Annotated in this window: 13 protein-coding genes; 8 read left to right on the top strand and 5 right to left on the bottom strand. The window is 65.5% G+C overall.

Annotated features, from left to right (window positions below; translation table 11 throughout):
- Positions 1–3 precede the first annotated feature (3 nt).
- Positions 4–918 carry an NAD(P)-dependent oxidoreductase gene (locus F9K07_RS21330; RefSeq protein ID WP_159595326.1) on the bottom strand — a complete coding sequence of 305 codons (915 nt, stop codon included), beginning with the start codon at positions 916–918 and terminating at the stop codon, positions 4–6.
- 92 nt (positions 919–1010) lie between these two features.
- On the opposite strand from F9K07_RS21330, the gene F9K07_RS21325 reads away from it, so the two are divergent.
- On the top strand, positions 1011–1898 hold the full coding sequence (locus F9K07_RS21325; protein WP_159595325.1) for an alpha/beta hydrolase: 888 nt from the start codon (positions 1011–1013) through the stop codon (positions 1896–1898).
- Positions 1899–2237: 339 nt separating this feature from the next.
- On the opposite strand, the gene F9K07_RS21320 is transcribed toward F9K07_RS21325, so the two are convergent.
- Positions 2238–3215 (bottom strand): GMP reductase, encoded by a 978-nt coding sequence (locus F9K07_RS21320; protein WP_159595324.1) that lies wholly within the window; start codon positions 3213–3215, stop codon positions 2238–2240.
- 228 nt (positions 3216–3443) lie between these two features.
- On the opposite strand from F9K07_RS21320, the gene F9K07_RS21315 reads away from it, so the two are divergent.
- Positions 3444–5861, top strand: coding sequence for a UvrD-helicase domain-containing protein (locus F9K07_RS21315; protein ID WP_159595323.1), 2418 nt, complete (start codon positions 3444–3446; stop codon positions 5859–5861).
- 132 nt (positions 5862–5993) lie between these two features.
- Here F9K07_RS21315 and F9K07_RS21310 read toward each other — a convergent pair whose 3' ends face one another.
- Complete coding sequence (locus tag F9K07_RS21310) at positions 5994–8147, bottom strand: PhoX family protein (RefSeq protein WP_159595322.1); 2154 nt, start codon at positions 8145–8147, stop codon at positions 5994–5996.
- A gap of 76 nt (positions 8148–8223) precedes the next feature.
- Entirely contained in the window at positions 8224–9114 is an 891-nt protein-coding gene (gene asd, locus F9K07_RS21305; protein ID WP_159595321.1) for an archaetidylserine decarboxylase, read from the bottom strand.
- Positions 9115–9175: 61 nt separating this feature from the next.
- Between asd and F9K07_RS21300 the strand changes: the two genes are divergently transcribed.
- Positions 9176–10819: an aminotransferase class III-fold pyridoxal phosphate-dependent enzyme gene (locus tag F9K07_RS21300; RefSeq protein WP_159595320.1), complete on the top strand. Its 1644-nt coding sequence runs from the start codon at positions 9176–9178 to the stop codon at positions 10817–10819.
- Here F9K07_RS21300 and F9K07_RS21295 read toward each other — a convergent pair.
- Positions 10807–11412, bottom strand: a complete 606-nt coding sequence (locus F9K07_RS21295) for a hypothetical protein (protein WP_159595319.1) — start codon at positions 11410–11412, stop codon at positions 10807–10809. The genes F9K07_RS21300 and F9K07_RS21295 overlap by 13 nt on opposite strands.
- A 124-nt stretch (positions 11413–11536) precedes the next feature.
- Between F9K07_RS21295 and F9K07_RS21290 the strand changes: the two genes are divergently transcribed.
- The 5 genes from F9K07_RS21290 to F9K07_RS21270 all read left to right on the top strand — a co-directional run bounded on the left by F9K07_RS21290 (position 11537) and on the right by F9K07_RS21270 (position 18870).
- Positions 11537–12730, top strand: coding sequence for a glycosyltransferase family 4 protein (locus F9K07_RS21290; protein ID WP_159595318.1), 1194 nt, complete (start codon positions 11537–11539; stop codon positions 12728–12730).
- A 117-nt stretch (positions 12731–12847) separates the two neighbouring features.
- The gene (locus tag F9K07_RS21285; protein WP_159595317.1) at positions 12848–15103 is read left to right on the top strand and encodes a PhoX family protein; all 2256 of its coding nucleotides are present in this window, start codon (positions 12848–12850) and stop codon (positions 15101–15103) included.
- 305 nt (positions 15104–15408) lie between these two features.
- Complete coding sequence (locus F9K07_RS21280; RefSeq protein ID WP_159595316.1) at positions 15409–18108, top strand: hypothetical protein; 2700 nt, start codon at positions 15409–15411, stop codon at positions 18106–18108.
- Entirely contained in the window at positions 18105–18662 is a 558-nt protein-coding gene (locus F9K07_RS21275) for a DUF6714 family protein (RefSeq protein ID WP_159595315.1), read from the top strand. Before F9K07_RS21280 ends, F9K07_RS21275 begins: the two co-directional genes overlap by 4 nt.
- Positions 18622–18870, top strand: a complete 249-nt coding sequence (locus F9K07_RS21270) for a hypothetical protein (RefSeq protein WP_159595314.1) — start codon at positions 18622–18624, stop codon at positions 18868–18870. Before F9K07_RS21275 ends, F9K07_RS21270 begins: the two co-directional genes overlap by 41 nt.
- Positions 18871–18884: the final 14 nt, after the last annotated feature.

The raw sequence follows: 18884 nt of genomic DNA, 5'->3' as shown, positions 1-18884 counted from the left end.
GCCTCAGGTCATGCCATTGCGGCTGGCCAGTTCGACGAACAGCGCCGAGTGATCCAGGTCGGCCAGCCCGTGGTCGACGGCCTGCGCGTACAGCTGCTCGAACAGTTGCGTGATCGGCGCATCGAACCCCACCTCTTGTGCCGTGGTCAGGGCGTTGCGCATGTCCTTGAGTTGCACGGCCACCGCGCCGTGCTTGGTGAAGTCGCGCTCGATCATGCGTTGGCCGTGCACCTGCAGGATGCGGCTGTCGGCGAAGCCGCCGGTGATGGCCTGCTTGACCTTGCCCATGTCGGCGCCGCCCTTTTCGCACAGCAGCAAGGCCTCGGCGACGGCACCGATGGTGATGCCCACGATCATCTGGTTGGCCAGCTTGGCGAGTTGTCCCGCGCCATGCGAGCCCACGTGCACGGGCTTGCCGAGCAGCTCCAGCAGGGGGCGCACGCGCTCGAAGGGTGCCGGTTTGCCACCGACCATGATGGCCAGCGTGCCTTGCTCTGCGCCCATGGGGCCGCCCGAGACCGGCGCGTCCAGGTGGTGCATGCCCAAGGCGGACAGGCGCGTGGCGTGGTCGCGCGACTGGCGCGGCTGGATCGACGACATGTCCAACACCAGCGTGCCCGCGCGCATGGCTTGCGCCGCGCCTTGTCGGAACAGCACGTCTTCCACCACGCCACCATCCTCCAGCAGCAGGATCACCACGTCGGCCTCGGCCACCGCTTGCGCGGGACTGTCGGCCACGGTCGCGCCCATGGGCAGCAGGCGTTCGGCCTTGCTGCGCGAACGGTTCCAGGCGCTGACCTGCAGGCCCGCTTCGCGCAGGCGGCGCGCGGTGGGAAAACCCATCATGCCGATGCCGAGCACGGCGACGCGGGTCGAGGAAAGGGGAGCGTTGGGTGGTGGCGAGGAGGTGGTGTTCATGAAAGGCCGGGTGGGTCGGTGGCGAGCGCCGCGCCGTGCGTGGCTGCTGGGCAATGTAGGTCAAAAAGAGCCCATGACACAATGCGTGCACCATGAAAAACACTCCCCGTTTTGATCCCGCCTGGCTGGAGCGCGAGCACAACAACCGCGCCCGGGTGCCAGAGTCTGCTGCGATTTTTGAGCGCTGGGCCCATGACTCGGCCCAGGCGCGTGCCCAAGGCCCCGTGTTGATCGATGTGCGCTACGGCCACGGCGCGGGTGAGACGCTGGACGTGTTCCCCGCGCCGCGCAAGCCGGGTTCACCGCCTGCGCCGGTGCTGGTGTTCATCCATGGCGGTTGGTGGCGCAGCCTGGACAAGGCGGACCATTCGTTCGTCGCTCCGCCGTTCGTGCAGCAGGGCGCGTGCGTGGTGGTGCCGAACTACGCGTTGTGTCCGGCGGTGACGGTGCCGGAGATCACCTTGCAGATGGTGAAGGCGCTGGCCTGGGTGTACCGGCACATCGGTGCGCACGGGGGCGATCGGGATCGCATCACGGTGGTGGGGCATTCGGCGGGAGGCCACCTCACGGCCATGATGGCGGCGTGCGACTGGACCCAGGTGGGCGACGATCTGCCGGCCTCCCTGGTGAAAAATGCGCTGGCGATGTCCGGGTTGTTCGATCTGGAGCCGATCCAGCACACACCTTCGTTGCAGGCTGCGCTGCATCTGACCGATGAGCAGGTGAAGATGGCCAGCCCGGCGTGGTTGCCCGCGCCGCCGCAGCGCGAGCGCGATCGGGGGCGCTTGTCGGCGGTGGTGGGCGCGTTGGAGAGCAGCGAGTTCCTGCGCCAGAACCGCCTGATCCAGCAGGCCTGGGGAACGCGGGCGGTGCCGGTGAGCGAAGCCTTGCCGGGCTTGCACCACTTCAGCATCGTCAATGCGTTGGCGGACCCTTCGCAGCCTTTGCACCGGATGGTGTTGTCCTTGTTGTTGGACTGAGCTTGCTTTGTGGCCGGAGGCTCCGGTCATCGGCGGCCACGGGGCGCGGCTCCGCGGGTGTCCCCCGCCCGGGGCTTCGCCCCGTGCTCCTCCTTTGCCCCGCTGCGCCACACCCCATGGCCACCGATGACCTCGTGGGCACTCGGTCCGTAGGCACGCCTGCGGTCCTTCTGCGCGTGAGCGATGGGCGTTCTGCGCAGCGGGGTGAAGGAGGAGCCGCCCTCCCGGCGGCGGGGGACACCCGCGGAGCAGAGCGCCCATCGCTCACGCGCTCGCGAGGTGCGGGCAAGACAAGAAACGCCGCGCCAAAAAAGACCACAGCGTTGCGGCCCCAAAACCTCACATCAGCAGATGCTCTCCCGCGTTGTCCCCGCCCAGGATCACGTAGTTCACCTTGCGGATGTCCATCAGCTTCGTGCCGCCCGCATAGCTGATCGAGCTTTGCACGTCCTGCTCCATTTCGATCAGCGTGTGCGCCAGCGAGCCCTTGATCGGCTCCAGGATGCGCTTGCCTTCGACGTGCTTGTACTCGCCCTTGTTGAAGTCGCTGGCCGAGCCGTAGTACTCCTTGAAGCGCTGGCCGTTCTCTTCAACGGTCAGGCCCGGCGACTCCTCGTGGCCGGCGAACAGCGAACCGATCATCACCATCGATGCGCCGAAACGGATGCTCTTGGCGATGTCGCCGTGGCTGCGAATGCCGCCGTCGGCAATGATGGGCTTGGTCGCCACGCGCGCGCACCACTTGAGCGCCGAGAGCTGCCAGCCGCCGGTGCCAAAGCCGGTCTTGAGCTTGGTGATGCAGACCTTGCCCGGGCCCACGCCCACCTTGGTGGCGTCCGCGCCCCAGTTTTCCAGATCGATCACCGCTTCCGGCGTGGCCACGTTGCCCGCGATCACGAACGATGCGGGCAGCTTCTGCTTGAGGTAGCCGATCATGTTCTTCACGCTGTCCGCATGGCCGTGCGCAATGTCGATCGTGATGTACTGGGGCACCAGGCCTTCGGCCACCAGTTGGTCCACCGTGGCGTAGTCGGGCGCCTTCACGCCCAGCGAGATGGAGGCGAACACGCCAGCCGCGTGCATGTCGCGCACGAACTGCACGTTGTCCAGGTCGAAGCGGTGCATGACGTAGAAATACCCGTCCTTGGCCAATTGCGTGCAGATCGGCACGTCCACCACCGTCTTCATGTTGGCCGGTACCACCGGCAGGCGGAACTGGCGGCCACCGAGCTCCACGCTCGCGTCGCACTCCGAACGGCTCTCCACGCGGCACTTGCGCGGCAGCAGCAGGATGTTGTCGTAGTCAAAAATTTCCATGAGAAACCAAGCTCCAGAAAGCTGTTGTTGAACAGGTGAGCGCTTGGTCTGGCCGGTCTTGGTGGCACATGCAGCATGCCAAAAAAAACCGGGCGCAAGAAGCTTGGGCCCGGTGCCCGATTCTAGACGCACCCGCAATGCCCCCCTGGCCCATGGGGTATGCCTTGTCATATGAGCGCTATATGGCTATCCGCATACCGCGCGCTCGTGCTTTCTACAATCGACGCCATGCTGTTTGAAGATCCCGTTGCCCCGTCCCCGCTGCTCGCGGGCCTCAATGCCGAACAGGGCGCCGCCGTGGCGCTGCCGCCCGAGCACGCGCTCATTCTGGCCGGCGCCGGTTCGGGCAAGACGCGGGTGCTCACCACGCGCATCGCCTGGCTGCTGCAGACCGGGCAGGTGTCGCCCGGCGGCATCCTGGCCGTGACCTTCACCAACAAGGCCGCCAAGGAAATGATGACGCGGCTCTCCGCGATGTTGCCGATCAACGTTCGCGGCATGTGGATCGGCACCTTCCACGGCTTGTGCAACCGCTTTTTGCGCGCGCACCACAAGCTGGCGAATCTGCCGGCCACCTTCCAGATCCTGGACACGCAGGACCAGCTCTCCGCCATCAAGCGGCTGTGCAAACAGTTCAACGTCGACGACGAGCGCTTTCCGCCCAAGCAACTGCAGTACTTCATCAGCGGCTGCAAGGAAGACGGGCAGCGCCCGCGCGACGTGGTAGCGCGCGATGAGGAAACCCGCAAGAAGATCGAGCTGTACGGGCTCTACGAAGAGCAGTGCCAGCGCGAAGGCGTGGTCGACTTCGGTGAGCTCATGCTGCGCAGTTTTGAGGTGCTGCGCGACAACGACCCGGTGCGCGAGCACTACCAGCGGCGCTTCCGGCACATCCTGATCGACGAGTTCCAGGACACCAACCGCCTGCAGTACGCGTGGATCAAGATGTTCAGTGCGCCACCGCTCGAAGGCCTGCCGTCGTCGGGCAACGCGGTGTTCGCAGTGGGCGATGACGACCAGAGCATCTACGCCTTTCGCGGTGCGCGTGTGGGCAACATGGCCGACTTCGTGCGCGAGTTCCACGTGCGCCACCAGATCAAGCTGGAGCAGAACTACCGCAGCGCGAGCAACATCCTGGACTCGGCCAACGAGCTCATCAGCCACAACACGAAGCGCCTGGGCAAGAACCTGCGCACCGACGCGGGCGCGGGTGAACCGGTGCGCGTGTTTGAAGCCACCAGCGATTTCGCCGAAGCGCAGTGGATGGTCGACGAGATGAAGCAGCTCGCGCGCGAAGACGTGCCGCGCAGCGAAATGGCCGTGCTCTACCGCAGCAACGCGCAAAGCCGTGTGGTGGAAACGGCCTTGTTCAACGCCGGCCTGCCGTACCGCGTGTACGGCGGCCTGCGCTTCTTCGAGCGCGCCGAAATCAAGCACGCGCTGGCTTACCTGCGCCTGCTGGAGAACCCGCACGACGACACCAGTTTTCTGCGCGTGGTGAACTTTCCGCCGCGCGGCATTGGCGCGCGCAGCATCGAACAGTTGCAGGACGTGGCGCGCGCCTCGGGCTGTTCGCTGCACGACGCGGTGAGCGCGGTCACCGGCCGCGCGGGTGTGGCCATTGGTGGTTTCGTGGCCAAGCTCGATGTGCTGCGCGAACGCTCCGACGGCATGACGCTGAGCGAGATCATCGAGCTGGTGATCGAGCACAGCGGGTTGCTGGAGCACTTCCGGGCAGAGCGCGAAGGGCAGGACCGCGTGGAAAACCTGGAAGAACTGGTGAGCGCGGCCAAGAGCTTTGTCGGCATCGAGGGTTTTGGCCGCGACGCGGTGGCGCGCACCGTGGACGCGAAGGGCCAGCCGTTGACGCAGAGTCCGGCCAGCCAGGGGCTGGACCCGAACCTGCCGGTGGTGGACGAACCGCTCGCGCCCGATGCCGAAACCGGCGAAACCATGAGTCCGCTCGCCGCGTTCCTCACCCACGCCGCGCTCGAGTCCGGTGACAACCAGGCGCAAGCCGGTCAGGACGCCGTGCAGCTCATGACTGTGCACGCCGCCAAAGGCCTGGAATTCGATTGCGTGTTCATCACCGGCATGGAAGAGGGCCTGTTCCCGCACGAGAACTCGATGAACGATCGCGAAAGCCTGGAGGAAGAGCGGCGTCTGATGTATGTGGCGATCACGCGTGCGCGCAAGCGGCTCTACCTGAGCCATTCGCAGACGCGCATGCTGCACGGCCAGACGCGCTACAACCTCAAGAGCCGCTTCTTCGACGAGCTGCCCGAGGCCTGCCTGAAGTGGCTCACGCCACCGCAGCCGGCCTGGTCCGCGCCCATGGGCGGTGGCGGTGGTGGCCAGTGGCAGAACGGGCGGCGTGCATACGGCGCACCGGCCGCGCTGCAGCCGTCGTGGTCACCCGGCTTCAAGGAGCAGGGCGACCCCAAGGGCCTGGGCCAAAAGGCGCCCGACCCCGACCGCGGCACCGAGATCCGCGCAGGTCTTGCCGTGTTTCACAACAAGTTCGGCGAGGGCAAGGTGCTGGCGGTGGAAGGCGCGGGCGACGATGCGCGCGCGCAGGTCAGCTTCACGCGCCACGGCACCAAGTGGCTGGCGCTCAGCGTGGCCAAACTAACACCGATCACTTGAGTGCGGAGCACCCTCGAAGCGTGATCGGTACCGAGTGAGGCAGCCCTTCCAGAGACACCGAGGGTCCGGCTCCGCCGGCCCCAGGTGTCGCCCCCCTTTCAAGGGGGGAGGCGCCGAAGGCGACGCAGGGGGTTAGCTCCCAATGACACCACCGTCGTTCTTGGTGATCACGATGGTGGCCGAACGTGGCCGCCGGCCCGCGCCGTAACCCGCGTTCGATGGCCACTGGCTCTCGAACTTCGACGGGTCGTTCACGTCGGCCATCTTGGTGTTCTCACCGGCGTGCTGGATGTTCACGAAGATCGCGCGGCCGTCCGGCGTTTCGGTGATGCCGGTGATTTCCGCGCCCTTCGGGCCGACCAGGAAGCGCTTGAGCGTGGCCGGCGTCTGTGGTTTGCCCACGTGGGTCGTCACCGTGCGCTCGCCGTGCTTCAAGGCCTTGCTGCCGCCGTCGCCGCGCTGCCCGGGCAGCGCGGCGAGCAGCATGCAGTTGGTGGTGTCGGTGTAGGCGCCGTCGTCGGTCTGGATCCAGCACACGCCAGTGGCCTTGCTGAACACCAGGCCATCGGGGGAGGAGAGGTCGTTCTCGTCGCTCAGGTTGGAGAGGTTGATGGTCGACCTGTCGGCGTCGGCTTGCGCGCCGAACAGGTAGATGTCCCACTGAAAGGCGGCATCGGCCGGGTTCTTCTCGGCCAGGCGCACGATGTGGCCGTTCACGTTGCCCTTCTGTTCCTTGCCGGCTTTGAGATCCGTGTACGAACGCGGATTGGCCGCATCGGCGCTGGCGGGCGTGCGGTTGCTGTTGTTGGTCAGCGTGATGTAGACCTCGCCGTTCTTCGGGTTCACACCGGCCCATTCGGGGCGGTCCATCTTGGTCGCGCCCACCGCGTCGGCGGCCAGGCGCGTGAAGATGGCGATGTCGGCATCGTTCTTGAACTCGAAGTACGAGCTGTTGGCGATCACAGGGTTGTCCATCGACAGCTTGATCCATTCGCCGCTGCCATCGTCCTTGAACCGCGCCACGTACAGCGTGCCCTTGTCGAGGTACTTGTCGCCCGCGGCCAGGCGGTTGCCCGGCTTGGCGTCGGCCGTGTCCCATTTCGCGTCGGAGACGAACTTGTAGATGTATTCGCCCCGCGAATCGTCGCCCATGTAGGCCACCACCGGCTGACCGGCGGACACGCGCGCGAAGGTGGCGTTCTCGTGTCCCAGGCGGCCGAGCGCCGAGCGCTTGCGCAAGGCCTGGCTCTTGTCGTAGGGATCGATCTCCACGATATAGCCGAAGGTGTTCATCTCGTTGCGGAAGTCGTCCTTCGCGCTGGCGCCGATGGCGCTGTTGTTCCAGCGCGCGTAGGTGTCGCTCGCGCCGCCGCTCTCCCAGCCGTGGCGGCTGGCCGCGCCGGCCTTGCGGCCGTAGCGGTTGAGGGCCTGCACCTGTTTGTCCTTCTTGCGCGCGTCGTCGTCCTTGGCATCGCGGAAGAAATAGCCGAACCAGTTCTCTTCGCCTGAGATGAAGGTGCCCCAGGGCGTGCGGCCGGTGCCGCAGTTGTTGAGCGTGCCGCGCGCCTGCGTGCCGTCGGCACTGTACTTCGTCACCAGGTGTTCGCTGCCACGCGCCGGGCCGTGGATGACCGTCGGCGTCATCGTGGTCACACGGCGGTTGAAGGCCGAGCCCGGCTTGGCGGCCCAGGCCTTGCCATCGGTCTGCACTTCGACGACGGCGATGCCGTGGATCATCAGTTCCTTGTCGATCTCGGCCGCGGGGCGTGGCAGCGTGGAAGTGCCGCCGTTGGCGTGGATGAAGAAGGAGCTGAGCTTCTCGTCGGTGGTGGCCTCGTGGTTCATGGCCAGCAGGCCGCGCGAGGAGAAGGTGTCGGAGGCTTGGCCCGACGCGTCCAGCCCGAACCATTCGATGCCGTCGTGGTGGTCGCCAGCGCGGTTGCCGAAGTCGGTGTCGGTGCCGTCGTTCTTGTAGGCCGGCGTGGCGGCGTTCAACGGATCGCCCAGGGCGCAGATCACGCGCGCGGTGTAGCCGGCGGGTACGCTGACCTGGTCGGCCATGGTCTTGGCCACGGGTGCGAAGCCCAGGGTATTGACCGGCGACACCGGCGAGAACGTGGCACAACCGCCCAGGGCGGCGGCGCTGCCGAGTGCGCCCACACCGGCGACCGAGGCCGAGCCGCGCAACAGGTTGCGCCGGCTCAGGCGCGCGCTGAGCACGCTGTCAAAGTGGGTGTTGGCGCTGGTGTTGGAATCTTCGTTGTTGAAGTAGGGCTGGTTGGACATGCTGCTGCTGCCTTCGTGGGGCGTTGGTGACGGATGCAGCGGATCATGTGCAAGCCGCGTGAAATTTTCATGACAGTTACGCGCTGCGTGACATCAAGGCCTCGCCCATGCGAATGCGGTGACCTGTCACGATGCCGTCACACAGGGCAAAGCCCGGCGGTGTGAACACGAGGATGGTGGAGCCGTGTTCGAACCAGCCCATTTCCTCGCCCTTCTGGTACGCAGCCTGGCAAGGGATTTGATTGGGGCCACGGTACTGCAAATTCAAAGCCACATCGGGCACGGCCTTGAGCCGCATGCTTGCCACCAGGATGGCAGCCACCGGCACGAGCAGCAAGGGCGTGCCATCGGCCAGTCGCAGGTGCAGCACCGCGCGCTCGTTCTTGCAGAACAGCTTCTCGATGCGCTTCAAGGCGATCGGGTTCACGTTCCAGGTGTCGCCGCTGATGTAGGTCACGTGCTCCAGCGTGAGGGCGCCGGGCGCGTGAAAACGGTGGTACATGCTGGAGGTCAGTCGCAGGGTGGCGTAGTGGCCGCCACGCAAGGTGCCGAGCAGTGCGCGTCCGCGCGTGTCGTGGTCCAGAAGGTCGGCCAGCGGATACGGAAAACCCTTGGCCTGGAACACCTGCGCGAGCGGGTCGTCGCCGATGCGGCCGCACGCGCCCACGATCGCATCGCAGGGGCTGACCAGCACGTCCGCACGTGGGTCGATCGGGCGCATGCCGGGCTTGAGTTCGCGCACGAAGCAGTCGTGCAGGCTCTCGAAGGAGGTCTTTCTGGCTTCGCTCAAGTCCAGGTCGGTGAAGGTGCGCCATACCGCCATCGACGCTCCCCGCACCCACGGATGCCTGATGCGGCTGAACCAGCCCATGAAGCGCGTGAGCGCCGCGCGCGGCACGCGGTTGGTGAGCAGGAAGTTGATGTCTTCGTTGAGCGCGATGCGCCGCAGTTGTCTTGCAATGTTCATGTGAGCGTCATGTGAGCGACCTACAAACGACACACACCAACCGCTCTGGAGCGCTTGCCACATGTCCTACCTTTCCTATGCCTTGCCACTGGGCTCGCTGGTGCTGGCCCTGCCGTACCTGCGGCAGCGGCTGCAGCTCTCGCGCGCCAAGCACCGGTCGCTGGCCGGCCATTCGCGCATGGCCAAGCGCCTGGCCACCTGGCTGCCGGGTTATGCCTACGCCGATGACCGCTTCTTCGATGCCGACGGTGCGCCAGTCGACGTGGCTTTGCGGCGCCGGCACTCGCTGGAGATGCTGGCGTCCGGCTTTGCCCAGCGCTACGCGAAGAGCCTGGCACTGACCGCCGAAGCCCGCAAGGGGCTGGCGGACTTGCAGTTCACCGGCCGCTACCGCGTGCCGTTCCCGTTCAGCCCGTATCTGCGCGAGCACCTCCCGGTCGGGGCCTTCGTGCAATCCGCACAGGGCAACACCGTGACCGACCTGGACGGCAACACCTTCATCGATCTCACCGGGTCCTACGGTGTGAACGTGTTCGGCGCGGACTTCTACAAGGCTTGCATGACCGAGGGCGCGCAGATCGGCGCGTCGCTGGGGCCGGTGCTCGGTGCCTACCACCCTTGCGTGGCCGACAACATCGCGCGCCTGAAAGCGATCTCGGGCCAGGACCAGGTGTCCTTCCACATGTCGGGCACCGAAGCGGTGATGCAGGCCGTGCGCCTGGCGCGCTACCACACGCGGCGCAAACACCTGGTGCGCTTCTGTGGCGCGTACCACGGCTGGTGGGAAGACGTGCAGCCCGGCCCGGGCAACCCGCTGCCACCGCGCGAGACCTACACGCTCAAGGACATGGACGAGAAGAGCCTGGCCGTGCTGCGCACGCGGCGCGACATCGCATGCGTGCTGGTGAATCCGCTGCAGGCCCTTCATCCCAACCGCAATGCGCCGGGCGACTCCACCCTGGTCGACGGCAGCCGCGTTGCGGGCTACGACCGCGCGGCCTACACCGCGTGGTTGCGACAGCTGCGCCAGGTGTGCACCGAGCGCGGCATCGTGCTGATCTTCGACGAGGTGTTTCTCGGCTTCCGTCTGGCTCCGGGCGGGGCGCAGGAATACTTCGGCGTGCGCGCCGACCTCGTCACCTACGGAAAGACCCTGGCCGGTGGTTTTCCCGTGGGCGTGGTCTGCGGCCGCGCCGACCTGATGCAACGCTTTCGCCCCGAGCGCCCGGCCGACGTGTGCTTCGCGCGCGGCACCTTCAATGCGCACCCCTACGTGATGGGCGGCATGAACGCGTTCTTGCGCCAGTGGGAGACGCCGTCCCTGCAGGCGCTGTACGTGGACCAGGACGCGGTCTGGAATGCCCGCGCGCAGCGCTTCAACGACGCGATGTCCGAACACGGATTCCCGGTGCGCGCGGCGAATCTGCAAAGCATCTGGACGCTGAACTACACGCAGCCCGGTCGCTATCACTGGATGTACCAATTCTTTCTGCGCTGGCACGGCCTGGCGCTGAGCTGGGTGGGCACCGGTCGGCTGATCTTCGGCCTGAACCTGCACGACGACGAGTTCGAAGAGGTGTTGCGCCGTTGCGTGGCCGCCGCGAAGGACATGCAGGCGCAGGGCTGGTGGTGGGCCTCGCCGCAACTCACGCGCAAGGCGATCCGGCGGCAGTTGCTGCGGGAGATGCTGGCTCAGCTGCGCTGAGCGACACCGGGGTCGATCAGCTGGCCCCGCAGCAGGTAGAACGGGGCCTTGTGGTACAGCATGATGTCGTGGAACGGGTCGGTGAGGATCTTGGTCATCCACACCAGGCCGGTGCGCACGTCGGCAATGAAGAACAGGTGCACGGTGCGAAACAGCAAGCCACCCACGCCCAGCCCCAGCCACAGCGTGCCGACCTGGCGGATGAATTCGGTGCCGGTGGTGTGTGCCTCGAACAGGCCGAACACCCCGGGTTGCGCCCACACCAGCAGCGGCGTGCCGGCCCACAGGGCCATCAGCACCACCTTGCGGCGCAGGTTGTAGCCGACCTTGATGTCTTCCTTGTGTTCGTGCGTGGCCTGGTTCACGTGGTCGTAGCCCTTGGGCTCGAAGAAGAAATGACCGGCCTGTCGGCTGGTCATCGAGATCAGCCAGGCCACCAGCGCGGCCAGCACCGGGTCGGTCCACAGCAGCGCGTAGGCGGTCACGAAGCTCAGCGCGCTGATCAGGTGCAACGTCTGGTTGATGCGGCTGTGGTGGTAGTAGCGGTGGTCGTCCCAGCGCTGGACGGCAAGGGCTTTGAAGAATGCGTTCAAGGGGTGCTCCGGTGGGGGGAAGGGGGCGCATCAAACGCGTGTCATGTTGGTGGGGGTGTGTGAAAACCCGGTGACAGGTGCGCGCTGTCATCTGGCTGTTGCAATGGCTGCTGAAGATGGCCGCATGACAATCCTGCAATCGGACCAGATCGTGCTGGAGGAGTTTCCCGCCAACCGGCCGTCGCTGCGCCTGTCGGTGGTGACCGAGACCTGGCCACCTGAAATCAATGGCGTGTCGCTCACGCTGTCGCGCCTGGTGCAGGGCCTGTGCGCGCGCAACCACCAGGTGCAGTTGATCCGGCCGCGCCAGACGCAGGCCGACCAGGCCAGCCGCGACAGCGGCTTTGAAGAAATGCTCATGCGCGGCATGCCGATCCCGCGCTACCCCGAACTCAAGCTCGGTCTGCCGGGCAAGCGCGCGCTGGTGCAGGCCTGGACGCTCAAGCGGCCGGACCTGGTGCACATTGCCACCGAAGGCCCGCTGGGCTGGTCCGCACTGCAGGCCGCGCGCCGCTTGCGCCTGCCGGTCACGTCCGACTTTCGCACCAACTTCCACGCCTACAGCCAACACTACGGCCTGGGCTGGTTGCGCAAACCCATCGTGGCCTACCTGCGCAAGTTCCACAACCTCACGCGGCTTACCATGGTGCCCACACAAGCCTTGCGCGCCGAGTTGCTGGCCGGCGGTTTTCGCGATGTGCACGTGGTCGCCCGCGGCGTGGACACGCAGCTGTTCCGGCCCGAGCGGCGCAGCGCCGATCTGCGCGCGCAGTGGGGCGCTTCGCCCAACAGCCTGGTGCTGCTGGCGGTCGGCCGCCTGGCGCCCGAGAAGAACCTGGACATGGTGCTGCGCGCCTTCGAGGCCATGCGCGCGGTCCACCCCGACGTGAAGCTGGTCTTCGTCGGCGATGGCCCCCTGCGCGAGAGCCTGCGCCAGCGTTGTCCGTCGGCGGTGTTCGCCGGCACGCAACGGCAGGAAGCGCTGGCCGAGCACTACGCATCGGCGGACCTGTTCCTGTTCCCCAGCCTCACCGAGACCTTCGGCAACGTGACCGTCGAGGCGCTGGCCAGCGGCCTGCCGGTGCTGGCCTTCGACACCGCCGCGGCAGCCGATTGGGTGCGCCACGGCGCGAACGGCTGGCTGGTGCCGTTGGGCGAGGACGACGCCTATCCCGCCATCGCCGCCAGCCTGGCGCAGGACTCCGAACGCATCGGGCAAGCCAGCCTGCTGGCGCGCACGCAGGTGGCCCAACTCGACTGGCAGCAGGTCGCGCAGCAGGTGGAGACGCTGTTCCTGCAGACCGCGGGCACGGCATGACCCTTTGATGAAAACGCGTGTACCGAAGCGCGTTGCTCGGCCATTGCGCAGGTCACGCGCAGGTCATCTGCCCACGAGAGACTGCGCAGGCTTTTTGTTCAACTTCCCGGAGCCACCATGTCTCACCACGATCCCGAAGAAAACCTCAACGACTCCGCCAACGAACATTTCAACGAGGTGCTCGACCGCGCCAGGCTCTCGCGCCGCAACCTGATCCGCGGTGGCGTCGGTCTTGCCGCGCTGTCCTCCATTCCGTTCCTGGCGGCATGCGGTGGCGGTGGTGGCAGCAACGCAACGCCCCCACCCGTGCCGGGCACACCGGCCGAGAAGGCGCTGGGCTTCGCCGCCATCGACAAGAGCCTGCTGGACGACGTGGTCCTGCCCGCCGGCTACACCTACCGCGTGGTGCATGCCACCGGCGACCGCCTCGTCTCCAGCATTGCGGCCTACAGCAACACCGGCGCCGAGGCCGACGAATGGACCATGCGCGTGGGCGATCACCACGACGGCATGGACCTGTTCTACGTCGACGGCGCTGGCAACTACTCGCCGACCGAAACCCCTCGGGCCTTGCTGGTGATGAACCACGAGAGTTCGGCCGACGCGCATTTCTTCCACGCCAATGGACAGACCTCGGGCGGCGTCTCGGGCAAGAAATTCAGCCAGTTCGACAGCTGGGACTTGGGGCTGCGCCCCGAACTCGAAGTGCTCAAGGAAATCAACCACCACGGCGTGTCGGTGGCCGAGGTCGGCAAGAACGGCGCGGGCCAATGGGAGTACAAGCTCGACTCCATCTACAACCGCCGCGTCACCGGCCAGTCGCCCATGCGCATCGCCGGCCCGGCCGCCCACCTCGGCGACATCCACAGCTTCATGGTGACGGCACACGACACCAGCGGCGCCACCTCGCGCGGCACGCTCAACAACTGCGGCCATGGCAAAACGCCCTGGGGCACCTACCTCGCGTGCGAAGAAAACTGGGCTGCCTATTTCTTCATGCCCGGTGGTTCGGTCGACGTGGATGCGAAGACCAAGGCCTCGCGCCAGCGTTATGGCGTGATGCGCGCGCCCCATGCGGGTGCCACGGCTGGCTCGCAGGGCTGGTCCCACACCGCCACCGCCGCGACCGACGACCGCTTCGGCCGCTGGGACGTATCGGCACCGGGGGCCACCGCCGCGCAGGACTTTCGCAACGAGCCCAACACCTTCGGCTACATCGTCGAGATCGACCCCGTGGTCAGCGGCACGCCCACCAAGCGCGTGGCGCTGGGCCGCTTCGCGCACGAAGCCGCGGTGTGTGCGCTGCCGGTGGCAGGCCAGCCGCTGGCCTTCTACATGGGCTGCGACTCGCGCAACGAGTACATCTACAAGTTCGTCTCCGCCGCGGTGTGGGACGCCTCCGACGTGGGCGGTGGCATGGCCGCCGGCAACAAGTACCTCGACGAAGGCAAGCTGTACGTGGCGAAGTTCAACGACACCGGTGATGGCGAGTGGATCGAGCTGAACATCGCCAACCCGCTCATCAGCGGCTACGCCACCTATGTCTTCGCCAACCAGGCCGACGTGCTGGTCAACGCCCGCCACGCCGCTGACGCCGTGGGCGGCACCAAGATGGACCGCCCGGAGTGGGGCGCGGTGAACCCGGCCAATGGCGAGGTCTACTTCACCATGACCAACAGCAACGCCGCCAGCCGCCCGGTGGCCGGCACCGACGCGGCCAACCCGCGTTCGTACGCCGACAACGATGGCCGCAACCAGAGCGGCAACCCCAACGGCCACATCATCCGCTTCAAGGAAACGGCCGGTGTGTCGACCGCGACCAGCTTCACCTGGGACATCTTCCTCTTCGGTGCAGAGGAAGACGCCGGCGCCGACATCAACCTCTCGGGCCTGACCGCGAAGAACGACTTTTCCTCGCCCGATGGCCTGTGGTTCAGCAAGGCCACGGGCATCTGCTGGATCCAGACCGACGATGGGGCCTATACCGACCAGAGCAATTGCATGTTGCTGGCCGCCATTCCCGGCGCGGTGGGCGACGGCGGGCCGATCACCGTGAACAACAGCCTGGGAGGCGCGAGCGGCACGCAGGACACCTTCATCGGTGCGGCGCTGGGCGAAGCCCGGTTGCGTCGCTTCATGGTGTCGCCGCGAGGCGCGGAAGTCACAGGCATCACCGAGTCGGCCGACGGCCGCGCGATCTTCGTGAACATCCAACACCCGGGGGAGAACACGCCCGCGCTGGGTGCCGGTCCGTTCGTGTTCCAGAGCCAGTGGCCGGGCAATTCCACCAGCGCGGCGTATGGCCCGCTGGGCCGCCCACGTTCGGCCACGATCGTGATCACGCGCACCGACGGGGGCGTGATCGGGGTCTGACGCTTCGCGATCCTGCACCTTGAAGAGCCCGGCACTGCCGGGCTTTTTCGTGCGCCGCTGAAGCCTGGCCGGTGCCGCTGCTGCATGTCGAGATGACCGGTGAGAAGGCCGCGCGGCGGATGTCGAACGCCTTGCGGCAACGCATGGCTGCCGCAGAGCGCGGCTGACACACACACGCTGAAGTCCTCTCGAAAAGCATTCGCGACACTGTCAACCCGCCACGAGACTGGCTGCGCCCGCAAGCACTTTCACGCTACATTCCCGCCCCATTGAGTCCGACGTGGACCCAACAGGGGGGAACAGATATGAAGCGTTGGGGAGGGGTGCGCACATGCATTTTGTGGTGCATCGCGCTTGGCACGGGTCTGGCGACAGGGAGTGGGGTTTACGCCCAGTGCCTGGAGTACCAGACCCTATCTTTCAACACCTCTTACACCGACTGGTACAGCTCCAAGGCAGAGGCCTGCGCCGCATCGGCCGAGCTGTACCAAGGCAAGGTGAACGAGGGCTACCCCTGCGTGGTGGACTACGTCGGCACCCTGTCGGCCAATGGTTTGATCTGCGAACGCAAGGGCAGCTTCGTGTGCAGCAACGGCAATAGGGGCCTGATCGCACAGCAGGACGTGGGCTGGTTCAAGGAGCGCAGCTGTCAATACCAGGCCGAAGAGACCTCCTGCTCGGTGGGCAACCCCACCTTGCCCGGCACGGGTACCAAGACCCACAACGAACCGATCTACGCCGCCAGCTTCTCTGCGCCGTTGGCGTTTGAGCTGAACTACCGCTCCCGGTATTCGGGCCGTTCGATCTTGCGCGGTGGCACCTGGCTGCACAGCTATTCGGGCCGTCTGCACATCGACCCCTGGGTCAATGACGTGCAGGCGCTGGCGGCCGACGGCAGCGTACTGCACTTCGCTCCCAGCAACACCGCGCAGAACTGGGCATCGAAGGAGTCGGGCGACACCTTGACCCGAGTCCCCTCCAGCGAGCCGGCCGCCGTGCGCTGGGTATTGCTTCGCCACCAGACCCATCAGAAGGAAACCTACGACCACAGTGGAAAGCTGCTCCAGATCACGGCTCGCAACGGTTGGACGACCTCGCTGACGTACGACGGCGCGGGCTTCCTGCAAACGGTCTCCAACGCCTTCGGTCGACAGCTCGCCCTGAGCTTCGACGCCTACGGCCACCTCGCCAGCCTCACTGCCCCGGGCGGGGAGATCACCCGTTTTGGTCACGACCCGCAGGGCAAGCTGCTGTCCGTGACCTGGCCCGACGGCCACACGAAGCGCTACCACTACGAAGATCCGCGCCACCCGCACGCGCTCACCGGCATCACCGACGAGACGGGGCAACGCATCGGCACGTACCGCTACGACGCGCAAGGCCGCGTGGCCGAAACCCAGCGTGCCAACGGCGTGGACCGTGTGCAGTTCGGCTACGGCACCGATGCCAGTGGCGCACCAAACACCACCATCACCGACTTCGGCTCGGGCTCGGGTGTGCCCACCACCCGCACCCACCGCTTCACACAGCAGGGCCGCATGCTGCGCCCTGCGGGTGCGAGCGCGCCCTGTGCGCTGTGCGGTGGCACGGCACAGGAGATTGCGTACGACGACGCGGGAAGAAAGCTGCGCGAACGCCAGCACGAAGGCTCCATCACCTTCTACCGCTACAACGAGCGCGGCCAGGAGATCGAACGCGCCAGTTTCCCCGCCACCCTGGCCAACGCCACCACGCGCCCGAGCCTCGCACACGCGACGTCCGTCACCTCGACCCAGTGGCATCCGAGCTGGAACCTGCCCATCCAGATCGCCGAACCCGAACGCATCACCTCCTACGCCTACGGTCCTTACGGCATCGTGGGCCACAGCACGGCGCAGACCTCCGATGCCACCGGCGCGGCCGCGTTCAACGCCACCATCGGCAGCGCTGTTCTGGCCACAGGCTATGCCTACAACGACAGTGGACTCAACACCGCCATCGTCGAGTTGGCTGACGGTGTGGAGACGCAGCGCTGGACACTGGACTACAACGCCAGGGGTGATCTGGCCAGCATCACCGACGTCACAGCGGGCAACCAAAGTGCCGCGCTGACCCACGATGCACAGGGGCGTCTCACGCGCATCAGCGCCAGCAATGGTGCCGTGGCCAGTTTCGTGGCCAACAGCCGTGGCCAGATGACGGCTGCCTACACGCCTCGCGGGAACGTGGACTACACCTACGACGCGCGCAATCTCATCCATGAGATCCGCTTCAGCGATGGGCGCTGGGTGCGCTACTCCTACAACGCCGCACAGAAGCTCATCGAGATTCGAGACAGTTCCGGCCTGGTTGAGCAGATCGCGAGCAATGACGCCGAGGGGCTGGATCCTCAACGGCTCATGCACCGGGTGGCGCAATGGCTGGGGGATCGCGGAGACCGCATCTCGCAGATGCTGGTCCCGCAAGCCCGGGCCAATCCGGTGGTGGTGCTGGTGCCGGCTGGCATCGTGCTGGGGATCATGGCGGTGGCTGAGGCGCAGAAGAAGAATGTGGCGGCCGCTCAAGGCGTTGGCGCCCTAAGCTGCGGGGCCGCGTGCAAAGGCGGCGCTGCTGCTTCCGTACCGTCAGTGGCTACCGTTGGATGGCTCACGCAGATCGGGGTCTTGCTGTCTGGGCAAATGCAGTCTTCTTCGACACCTGCTGCTCCTGCATACGATCAAGCAGGATTGTTGGTTAGCCCTGTGGCGTGCACTCTTACAAAGTCGGGGAACTGCACTCCCGGCGATCATGATCAACTTCAGAACGAGGTAGATCAGCAATGCAAGGAGTCACCTCGTGCTTGCCGCGTCGGCATGACCAAGAATGATCTATTGGACAGAATAAAAAATGGCAGAGCCTGCGGTGTCGCGCGCGACAAAATAAATAAAAAATGCTTTGCTGGAGGCGACATGAACCATCGCAACGAGGCCGTGAAAGCCTGGAAATCCGTTGCCAACTGTGAATCAATTTTGTCGAGAATTCCATGAACTTCGAAATCTTCCATCGAGGCCGATATCCCCAGGACAAACCGGCCGCACAGGAGTCAAGAATCGGTGACAGCTGGGAGGGCGATGAGGCGGAGCGCTTCTTTCGAGGCAGACACTCTAAAGACGTCAACTACCAGTCACTCTCAGAAGAGTACAGAAAGGATTGGTCCATTGCTCCATGCCTTTTGAACGAAGATGCCTACCTGTTCTTTCTTCCTGCATTCATGAAGATTGCTCTTGAGGACTATGAGCAGGGCGAGACGCCCACACTGACCGTCACTGTGATCAGTGATTTTCTGGAGATGGCTCGCGGAGAGCTGGACAGCCGATTGCTGCCCATCTTGAGAACGTTTACCAGTGCGCAGCTTTCATTCATTGCCACCTACCTACAAGAGGTCAATGACCGCTACTACCATGCGCTTGGCAGTGACAACGATGCAGCAATGGCTCTAAACCTGTTCTGGCATCAGTTCAAAAATCCCTTCGTCGGCGAAACACCCTCGGACGTTCGCGATGAGCTTGGAAATTTTCTCAAACGAGGTCTACCGTGGTGATGTTGTCGACCCTCAGTTGCTGGGCGACAAGATGCATCGAGATACCGACAGACACGATGCTCAGCATTACTACCGGCTGCGCTCCTTGGACAAGGTCACTTACGACTCCCTTTCCAGCGAATATGGGCGGGGCTGGTGGAGCGGTCACAACTTTCTGCTGCCGGGCGCGTTTGTATTTTTTTGCCGGCGCTCGTGGATGTCGCGCTAACGAAGTACGAGCGG

This window comes from Hydrogenophaga sp. BPS33 (genome assembly GCF_009859475.1).
Lineage (GTDB): Bacteria > Pseudomonadota > Gammaproteobacteria > Burkholderiales > Burkholderiaceae_C > Hydrogenophaga.
Note: the sequence above shows the minus strand (reverse complement) of the source record. Positions and strands in the feature narration are given on the sequence as shown.

Bases quoted from the DNA above. Each gene is read 5' to 3' on its own strand.
- F9K07_RS21330 (WP_159595326.1), bottom strand. From the start codon at position 918: ATGAACACCACCTCCTCGCCACCACCCAACGCTCCCCTTTCCTCGACC.
- F9K07_RS21325 (WP_159595325.1), top strand. From the start codon at position 1,011: ATGAAAAACACTCCCCGTTTTGATCCCGCCTGGCTGGAGCGCGAGCAC.
- F9K07_RS21320 (WP_159595324.1), bottom strand. From the start codon at position 3,215: ATGGAAATTTTTGACTACGACAACATCCTGCTGCTGCCGCGCAAGTGC.
- F9K07_RS21315 (WP_159595323.1), top strand. From the start codon at position 3,444: ATGCTGTTTGAAGATCCCGTTGCCCCGTCCCCGCTGCTCGCGGGCCTC.
- F9K07_RS21310 (WP_159595322.1), bottom strand. From the start codon at position 8,147: ATGTCCAACCAGCCCTACTTCAACAACGAAGATTCCAACACCAGCGCC.
- asd (WP_159595321.1), bottom strand. From the start codon at position 9,114: ATGAACATTGCAAGACAACTGCGGCGCATCGCGCTCAACGAAGACATC.
- F9K07_RS21300 (WP_159595320.1), top strand. From the start codon at position 9,176: ATGTCCTACCTTTCCTATGCCTTGCCACTGGGCTCGCTGGTGCTGGCC.
- F9K07_RS21290 (WP_159595318.1), top strand. From the start codon at position 11,537: ATGACAATCCTGCAATCGGACCAGATCGTGCTGGAGGAGTTTCCCGCC.
- F9K07_RS21285 (WP_159595317.1), top strand. From the start codon at position 12,848: ATGTCTCACCACGATCCCGAAGAAAACCTCAACGACTCCGCCAACGAA.
- F9K07_RS21280 (WP_159595316.1), top strand. From the start codon at position 15,409: ATGAAGCGTTGGGGAGGGGTGCGCACATGCATTTTGTGGTGCATCGCG.
- F9K07_RS21275 (WP_159595315.1), top strand. From the start codon at position 18,105: ATGAACTTCGAAATCTTCCATCGAGGCCGATATCCCCAGGACAAACCG.
- F9K07_RS21270 (WP_159595314.1), top strand. From the start codon at position 18,622: ATGAGCTTGGAAATTTTCTCAAACGAGGTCTACCGTGGTGATGTTGTC.